This is a genomic window from Pseudomonas sp. (genome assembly GCF_037994325.1).
In the GTDB taxonomy this organism is placed as follows: domain Bacteria; phylum Pseudomonadota; class Gammaproteobacteria; order Pseudomonadales; family Pseudomonadaceae; genus Aquipseudomonas.
In genome coordinates, this window is the sequence record NZ_JBBNAH010000037.1 from 1 (window position 1) to 7,723 (window position 7,723).

8 protein-coding genes are annotated in these 7,723 nt (G+C 59.9%); 4 read left to right on the forward strand and 4 right to left on the reverse strand.

The features are described 5' to 3' along the window. Positions 1-4 precede the first annotated feature (4 nt). The 4 genes from AAAB16_RS01165 to AAAB16_RS01180 all read right to left on the reverse strand — a co-directional run bounded on the left by AAAB16_RS01165 (position 5) and on the right by AAAB16_RS01180 (position 4,258). Positions 5-1,285, reverse strand: coding sequence for an outer membrane protein transport protein (locus AAAB16_RS01165; protein WP_340661680.1), 1,281 nt, complete (start codon positions 1,283-1,285; stop codon positions 5-7). Positions 1,286-1,462: 177 nt separating this feature from the next. Continuing rightward, on the reverse strand, positions 1,463-1,942 hold the full coding sequence (locus AAAB16_RS01170) for a hypothetical protein (protein WP_340661681.1): 480 nt from the start codon (positions 1,940-1,942) through the stop codon (positions 1,463-1,465). 336 nt (positions 1,943-2,278) lie between these two features. After that, positions 2,279-3,139, reverse strand: a complete 861-nt coding sequence (locus tag AAAB16_RS01175; RefSeq protein ID WP_340661682.1) for a sulfurtransferase — start codon at positions 3,137-3,139, stop codon at positions 2,279-2,281. A 57-nt stretch (positions 3,140-3,196) separates the two neighbouring features. Further along, complete coding sequence (locus tag AAAB16_RS01180) at positions 3,197-4,258, reverse strand: SMP-30/gluconolactonase/LRE family protein (RefSeq protein ID WP_340661683.1); 1,062 nt, start codon at positions 4,256-4,258, stop codon at positions 3,197-3,199. Between the two features lie 160 nt (positions 4,259-4,418). Between AAAB16_RS01180 and rnd the strand changes: the two genes are divergently transcribed. The 4 genes from rnd (at position 4,419) to AAAB16_RS01200 (ending at position 7,457) form a co-directional block, all read left to right on the forward strand. Beyond that, a complete protein-coding gene (gene rnd / locus AAAB16_RS01185; protein WP_340661684.1) occupies positions 4,419-5,558 on the forward strand; it encodes a ribonuclease D in 1,140 nt (379 codons plus the stop codon). Continuing rightward, positions 5,555-5,848: a YcgL domain-containing protein gene (locus AAAB16_RS01190; RefSeq protein ID WP_340661685.1), complete on the forward strand. Its 294-nt coding sequence runs from the start codon at positions 5,555-5,557 to the stop codon at positions 5,846-5,848. Before rnd ends, AAAB16_RS01190 begins: the two co-directional genes overlap by 4 nt. Positions 5,849-5,964: 116 nt before the next feature. Then, positions 5,965-6,897: a D-2-hydroxyacid dehydrogenase gene (locus AAAB16_RS01195; RefSeq protein WP_340661686.1), complete on the forward strand. Its 933-nt coding sequence runs from the start codon at positions 5,965-5,967 to the stop codon at positions 6,895-6,897. 110 nt (positions 6,898-7,007) lie between these two features. After that, positions 7,008-7,457 carry a YcgN family cysteine cluster protein gene (locus AAAB16_RS01200; RefSeq protein WP_108099895.1) on the forward strand — a complete coding sequence of 150 codons (450 nt, stop codon included), beginning with the start codon at positions 7,008-7,010 and terminating at the stop codon, positions 7,455-7,457. The last annotated feature ends 266 nt before the right edge of the window (positions 7,458-7,723 follow it).

Genomic DNA, 7,723 nt, shown 5'->3' on the forward strand with positions numbered 1-7,723 from the left:
GCGCTTAGAAGCGGTACGAAACCTGAGTACCGAAACCATGGGCGCTGTTTTCGTAGGTGGAGCTGTAGCTGCCTTTGGTGCCGGTGGTGTCCACCTGGTCGATCTTGGTGTCTTCTTCCCACAGGTAGGAGTAGGCCAGGTCGACGGTCAGGTCTTCAGTCGGGTTCCAGCCCACGCCAAAGCTGACTGCAGTGCGGTCGCCAGTCGGGATGCGTGGCGAACGGTCAGCGTTGTTGGTCGGGCTTTGGTCAAAAGCCAGGCCGGCGCGCACGGTCCACTCTTTGTTGAGTTTGTACGCAGTACCGACGGCGTAGCCCCAAGTGTCGTGCCAGTTCTGTTCTTCGGTGATGCTCGACAGGCTGCCAGCGGCGAGGCCGGTTACACCTTCGTTTTCAACGGTGATTTCTTTCAGGCGGCTCCAACGGGTCCAGGTGCTACCGGCATAGATAGTCCAGGCATCGTCGATGTCGTGGGTGAACGAGGCGTCGACCGATTCCGGGGTGGTCAGGTCCAGCGACGCATCGTATTTGCCGTAGGCGCCGATTGCCGAATAGACGGCGTTATTGCCGGAAACGGTGGTGTCGCCTTCCAGCTTGTATTTGACCTTGGAGTGGTACGTAACACCGGCGCGGGTTTGCGGGGTGAATTCGTACAGCACGCCGATGTTGTAGCCCAAGGCGGTGTCGTCACCTTTGATCTTCACGCGGCTTTCTGCGGGTACCAGCGGGTTGATGCTGCCCAGCGAGCTTTCCAACTTACCGTCAATACGGTTGATGGTTGGACCGAAACCCACGGACAGTTGATCGTTAACGCGAAAGCTCACGGTCGGCTGCACGGTGACCACTTTCACTTCGCTGTAGTCGCCGAACTTGCGGCCCTGGAAGCCACGCTCGTAGTCGGTGATCAGGCCGAACGGGGCGTACACGCCGACGCCAAAGGTCCATTGCTCGTTAACTGGGTTGACGTAGTAGCCCATCGGTACGCCAGTTTCGGGAACCATGTCGCCGTCGTTGCTGCCGGTGCTGGAGCCTTTGGCGTGTTTGATATCGGTTTTGGCCACGATGGCGGCGGCGCCAACGCTGACTTCTTGGCGCTTGAGGCGCGACATGCCAGCTGGGTTACCAAAAACGGTGGTGGCGTCATCGGCCGACGACGAGCGCCCAGCGTAGGACGAACCCATGCCGCTGATGCTTTGTTCGTTGAGGGCAAAACCGCCAGCGAGGGCGTTGCTGGCGGCGGCAGAAATGGTCAGGGCTAGGGTGGTCTTGAACCAGGCGTGTTTCATGGCAAAGGTCCTGTTGTATTTTTGTACGGGGGGCGGAAATTATCAGGATTTGAATAACCTGGCCAGTCGCTCAAGAACGCAACTTTGCGGCCAATTGTCCGACAATTTAAGGCAATCTGATGGCATCGTCGGCAATCTTGTACGAGCGTACGTTGGCCGGATGGTTCCAGGAAAATATCAGGCGGCTTGCCGCGCCTTTGCCACGTAGTGCTGCCACGCCCGGCTAAAATCGCGCAGCCGTCCCTGCGGCTGGAAGACCTTTTGCCACACCTGAGCCATGCCCATTATGTCGTCAACCTCAGGCAGGCTGGGGCTTTGCGCCTCGACCATAAGCCAGGCAATGGCGGTGGCGTAGCGCAGATTAACGGTCAGTTCCAAGTGGGGGGCGGCCAGAAATGCATGCTGACTCGCCAGGCCACGAACGCGGCTGGCCAGTTCTGGGTCGAGCGCCAAGTGCTGGTCCCAGAATGTTTGGTGACGCAGATCGGCGATTCGGTACAAACCGTGACCATGCTGGTCATCTAAGGCTGAGCCGAGGGCGGACTGACAAGCGGCAGCGCAGAGCAGAAAAGATTCGGCGCAGGGGCTGTGGCGATCCAAGTAGAGGAGGGTAGGGCGGATAACGTGTTGGCATAAATCTGCAGCGGCGATGCCCATAGAAACCTCGAAAAAGGTAACCGGTGGGGGCCTTGGCGTCTGGCAGCGGGTGGAAGTACGAATTTCGAAAAGGCCCCACCGGAAGCGGGGTTAGCCGCTTCTGCTCAAGCATAGTCAGATCATTGTGCTGTAAAGGGCTGTTTTTAAATCATTTGAGGCGTTGGCATGCTGCGTATATGCCTCAAGGTGCTTAAAACGCCGTTTCGCCGCAAAAACCGTGTTTGCCCCTGGTGCGCACGGCACACCCTACGCAGAATCTGGCTGCGCGCACCAAGCGATGGTCCCGCTGTCGCCATGGGGCGCGTAAACGCTTTGGTGCGCGGTGCCGGTTTTTAGCTATTCACCGGTGGCTACAGGCCGCTCGGGGTCGGTAATCCATTCGCTCCACGACCCGGCATACAGCGGTGCCAGCGGGTAACCGGCCAAGCTCAGGGCAAACAGGTTATGGCAGGCGGTAACCCCGGAGCCGCAATAGGCCACCAGGCCCTCGGCGCTGCGCTCACCTAATAGCGCGGCGAAGCGCGCGCGCAATTGTTCGGCGGGCAGGAATCGGCCATCGCGGTCGAGGTTGTCGGTAAACGCCGCGCATTGAGCGCCAGGGATATGCCCGGCTACCGGGTCAATGGGTTCCTGTTCACCTTTAAAACGTGCCAGGGCACGGGCGTCGAGCAGGGTTAGCTCTGGGTCGCCAAGGATCAGCTCGAGTTGCTCAGCGCTGACGACCAGGCTGTTATCCGCTTGGCCGGTAAAGGTGCCTGGGCTGCGTTCAGGCGGCGCTGTATTAACCGGCAAGCCTGCCTCATTCCAGGCTTTAAAACCGCCATCAAGCAGGTAAACGTTGTCGCGCTTGCCCAGCCAGACCAGCAGCCACCACGCGCGGGCGGCGAAGGCGCCATTGCCCTTGTTGTCGTCGTAGAGAATGACTTCGCTGTCATTGTTCAAGCCCCAAGCACGCAGGCGCTCGACCAACACCTGTGGGTTGGGCAGAGGGTGGCGGCCGGTGAGGCCTTTAACGATGGCGCCCGATAAATCCTGCTCAAGGTCGGCAAATACGGCGCCGGGGATATGCCCTTGCGCATAGCTGCGCTGGCCGTAATCAAGGTCGTCGAGGGCGAAGCGGCAGTCGAGGATCAGGCGGTCGGGTTGGCCGGGGCGGTTGGCGAGTTGCAGCGGGGTAATCAGTTGCGCGAGGGACATGATGGGCACCTGAGATAAATCGGGCGCCCATCATAAACGCAGATGTTGCTAACCGGCTTAGTCGAGTTTCAGCTTGCCGATACGGTCGTTATCCAGGCTGCCGAAGTACAGATAGCCGCCCACCGGTTTTACCGAGGTGACCATGCGCAGGTTGGTGCCGCTGGTGTCGTGCAGGCTGCGGATGATTTTGCCCTGTTCATCCACGGCAATCGCCAGACCATATTTGGCCGGTTTTGGCCACAAGGCGCGCGGCAGTTTGGCCATTTGCGCTTTTAACCAAGGCTGGCCTTGGAGAAAGTCGGCGTCGGCTTTGCGTGGTGTCGGCAGGGCAACCCAGAAGGTGCCTACACGGTCTCCTTGCAGGTTGTCCGGCATGCCGGGCAGGTTGTCGATAAAGATGTCGTGGCTGCCGGCTTTCGGGCCTTTGAGCCACAGGCGGCTGATGCGGTAGCGGTAGGTTTCGTTAACCAGCACGAAGTCTTCTTTGGCTGACAGCGCCACGCCATTGGCGAAGTACAGGTCTTTAAGCAGCACGTCGGTGGTCTTGGTTATTGGGTCGTAGCGCAGCAGGCGGCCATAAGGGCGGCCTTCCAGTAGGTCGAGCAAATAGTCCGGTTGTTCGAATTTGCTCGAAGCATCGGAAAAGTAAATGCGCCCGTCGCTGGCGATATCCAGGTCGTCAGTAAAGCGGAACGGCACGCCGCCGGCTTCGGTAGTCAGCACGCTGATCTGGCCTTGCGGGTCGATGCTCAGCAGGCCTTTGTACGCGTCGGCGACGATCAGATTGCCCTTGGCGTCGAAGTCCATACCCAGCGGGCGGCCCTTGGTCTCGGCGAAGGTTTCGACGCTGCCGTCGGTTTTAACGCGGATGACTTTACCGTCGTGGGTGCCGCCGTATACGCGGCCTTCGGCATCCACTGCGGTATCTTCCGGGCCGTGCACCTGACCTTTGGCCAGCAGCTCGGCTTTCATCAAGGAATCGTTGGGTTCCAGCACGCCGGTCATGGCGGGCTCGTGGGGCGGGGTCCAGGCCAGTGGGTCAATCGGGCTGGGTTGCGCGAGCAAGTAGACCACGGCAATGACTAACAGCAGGGCCACCAGGCCCAGAAACTTTTTCATGACATATCCTTGTTCTGATTATTGTCGGACAAAACGACCGCAGCATAGGAGCGCCGATTACGCAGGGCAAGTCGTGAATCACCGGCCCCGATTTACCGAGTCGAGCACCGTCCATAGCCGGGCTCGATATATACTGCGCGGCAACTTTAAGGAGAGGCATGTGGCCATCGAAATCAATTGGATCCGTGACGACGCCAGCCTGGTACGGCTTTGCGCCGAGTGGCGGCGTCTGCCATACGTGGCCCTCGACACCGAATTTATGCGGGTCGACACCTTTTACCCCATCGCTGGCCTGCTGCAAGTGTGCGACGGCAGCCAGGTTTATCTGATTGATCCGCTGCTTATCCAGAACTGGGACGCCTTTGCCGAGTTGTTGGCTGACCCCGCTGTGATCAAGGTCTTGCATGCCTGCAGCGAAGATCTGGAAGTGTTTTCCCGCCTGACCGGCACGTTGCCGTTGCCGCTGTTTGATACACAGATTGCCGCCGCGTATTTGAATATCGGTTTCTCCATGGGCTATTCACGCCTGGTGCAGAGCGTGTTGGATATCGACCTGCCCAAAGGCGAAACCCGCTCGGACTGGTTGCAGCGGCCGTTGTCGGAAACCCAGGTCAGTTATGCCGCCGAAGATGTGCTGCATTTGGCTGAGGTGTATGAAGCCCTGCGCGCGCGTCTGGCCCCGGACAAGTTCAACTGGGTGCTGGAAGACGGCGAAGAAATGGTGGTAAACGTGCGCCGCGAAATCGACCCTAACGAGGTCTACCGCGACGCCAAGCTCGGCTGGAAGCTGGCCCCGGCCAAGCTCGCCGTGCTGCGCGAACTCTATGCCTGGCGCGAGCAGCAAGCGCGCCTGCGCAACCTGCCGCGTAACCGGGTGATCCGCGAGAACTCGCTATGGCCGATGGCGCGCAACCAGCCCGACAATCTTGTGGCCCTGGCACGCATTGAAGATATGCACCCCAAAACCGTGCGCCAGGACGGCGAATTTTTGCTCGGCCTGATCAAAGAAGCCGCGGCCAAACCCGCTGCCGAATGGCCCGAGGCGTTGCCCGAGCCGTTGCCGGTGGAAGCCGCCGCCGTGCTCAAAGTGCTGCGTGCGGTGGGGCAGCGCGAAGCCGAGCGCCTGGATATCGCCCCGGAAATTATGCTGCGCAAAAAAATCCTCGAAGCCCTGCTCAAAAGCGGCTTCCCCAATGGCCCTTACCAACTGCCGGATTCGCTGCGCGGTTGGCGCCGAGAATTGATGGGCCAAGCGCTGCTCGACAGTTTGGCGGCCTATACCCAGGAACAACAGGCATGAAAAAGATTTGCTCGATTTACAGCAGCCCCAAGCGCAACGAAATGTACCTCTACGTACTCAAAGCCGACGCCTTGAAAAAGGTCCCGGAATCGTTGCTGGTGGCCTTTGGTACGCCTAAGCACACCTTTGATTTGGTGTTGAGCCCGGAGCGCAAACTGTCTCGCGAGGACATCGAAACTGTCTTGGCGAACTTGGACAAGCAGGGGTATCACTTGCAAATGCCGCCGGCCGAAGACGAGTACATTCAGCATCTGCCAGAAGAACTCCTGCGCCGTAACGACCCGATCTGAGTCAACTGAAAGACGCTTCAAGAGCTGGGCGCAGTCCCGGCAACCTCACTGTATTTTTTCCTGTCTTAAGGTGCTGCCAAGTGCGGCCGCGCCGTGTTTGAAGGTTTTTCTGCCCCATGCGCGTTTTACTTGCTGAATCTGACCACGCCATTTATGCCGACCTGTTGCGTGCCGCTCAACCCGATCTGGACCTGGCGAGCAGTGACGATCCGACCCAACTGGCGCAGCTCGCGCCGGGCTGTGAGGTGTGGCTGGGTGAGCCCGTGCTGCTCGCCACGCTGCTGCGCAAGGGCCATAAGCCGCAGTGGTTGCAGTCGACCTGGGCGGGCATCACGCCGCTGTTGCCGCAGGATTTGCCCAAGGACTATCGCCTGACCCGCGCCGTGGGCATTTTTGGCCAGGTGATGGCCGAGTACGTGCTCACCTATATGCTTGCCCATGAGCGCGAAGTGCTGGCGCGACTGGCCGCTCAGGTTGAACGTCGTTGGGACAACCATGCGCCGCGCAGCCTGGCTGGCCGGCGCGTGCTGATTGTCGGCACTGGCGAAATCGGTCTGAGCGTGGCGCAGTTTCTCGCGCCATTTGGTGTCGAGTTGTATGGTGTGGCCAGTTCGGCACGCGAGTTGCCGCCGTTTAAGGAAGTGGCGGGTATGGACGCCTTGCCGCGTTTGGTCGGCCAGGCTGACTACGTGATCAACCTGCTGCCGGATACCCCCAGTACCCACGATATTTACAACGCCACGTTGTTTGCCCAATTCTTGCCGACGGCGCTGTTTATCAACGCTGGGCGCGGTGTGGCGGTGGTGGATGCCGACTTGGTGGCGGCCCTGCGCGACGGCCATTTGAGCGGCGCCATTATTGATGTGTGCCGTCAGGAGCCCTTGCCGGCGCGCCATCCGTTTTGGACCGCGTTTGGTCTGCTGCTCACCGGCCATAGCTCGGCGCCGACTCAGCCGCCGTTAATGGCCCAGCTGTTCCTCGATAACCTGCAGCGCTTTAACAGTGGCGAGCCGCTGCGCGGGGAAGTGGACTTTTCCAAGGGTTATTAAGAGTGGTTCGCAGGCCCGTCGAAGGGCCTGCAACCGTTTGGCAACGCGGCCTTGGCCGATACGCGGGTGGGCGCTAGACTGCCGCCCTTTTCACCAGCCCGTACCCTGCCATGGCCGCCATCGTCCAACCCTTCTGGAAACGTAAAACCCTCGACCAGCTTGATCAGGACGAGTGGGAGTCGCTGTGCGACGGCTGCGGCCTGTGCTGCCTGCAAAAGCTCGAAGACGAAGACGACGGCAGCGTTTACTACACGCGCATCGCCTGCAAACTGCTCGACCTGAAAACTTGCCAGTGCAGCAACTACGCCAATCGCCGTCAGTTTGTGCCCGACTGCATCCAGCTCACTCCCGGCCAAGCCAGCGAGTTCCAATGGCTGCCGCCGACCTGCGGCTATCGCCTGGTGGCCGAAGGCAAAGACCTGGAAAGCTGGCACCCCTTGGTGTGCGGCGACCCGCAAATGGTCCACAACGCTGGTATTTCACAAGTCGGCACTATGCTCAGTGAGACCGCCGTCGCTGAAGACGATTGGGAAGACTATATGATCTTCCGCTCTGGCTGATCAGTCGCGCTGGGCTTCGTCGGGTGTGCTGTGCGCACCATGGCGTCCCCCGGTATATCGCTCGGTGCGCACAGCACACCCTACGGTTATCTGGCGCGTCGATGCTGAATCAAAACGGACAGGGCCGGTCATAGGGAATTACCGCGCCGCGTCACAAAGGAACTGTTTGCAATGCCCATGCACCGCTATCTGCTCTCAGCCGTTCTTCTCGCCTCTAGCGCCCCGCTGTGGGCCGCACAAAAAGTCGACCTCGATTACACCGTGCG

Bases quoted from the DNA above. Each gene is read 5' to 3' on its own strand.
- AAAB16_RS01190 (WP_340661685.1), top strand. From the start codon at position 5,555: ATGAAAAAGATTTGCTCGATTTACAGCAGCCCCAAGCGCAACGAAATG.
- AAAB16_RS01180 (WP_340661683.1), bottom strand. From the start codon at position 4,258: ATGAAAAAGTTTCTGGGCCTGGTGGCCCTGCTGTTAGTCATTGCCGTG.
- AAAB16_RS01200 (WP_108099895.1), top strand. From the start codon at position 7,008: ATGGCCGCCATCGTCCAACCCTTCTGGAAACGTAAAACCCTCGACCAG.
- AAAB16_RS01170 (WP_340661681.1), bottom strand. From the start codon at position 1,942: ATGGGCATCGCCGCTGCAGATTTATGCCAACACGTTATCCGCCCTACC.
- AAAB16_RS01175 (WP_340661682.1), bottom strand. From the start codon at position 3,139: ATGTCCCTCGCGCAACTGATTACCCCGCTGCAACTCGCCAACCGCCCC.
- AAAB16_RS01165 (WP_340661680.1), bottom strand. From the start codon at position 1,285: ATGAAACACGCCTGGTTCAAGACCACCCTAGCCCTGACCATTTCTGCC.
- AAAB16_RS01195 (WP_340661686.1), top strand. From the start codon at position 5,965: ATGCGCGTTTTACTTGCTGAATCTGACCACGCCATTTATGCCGACCTG.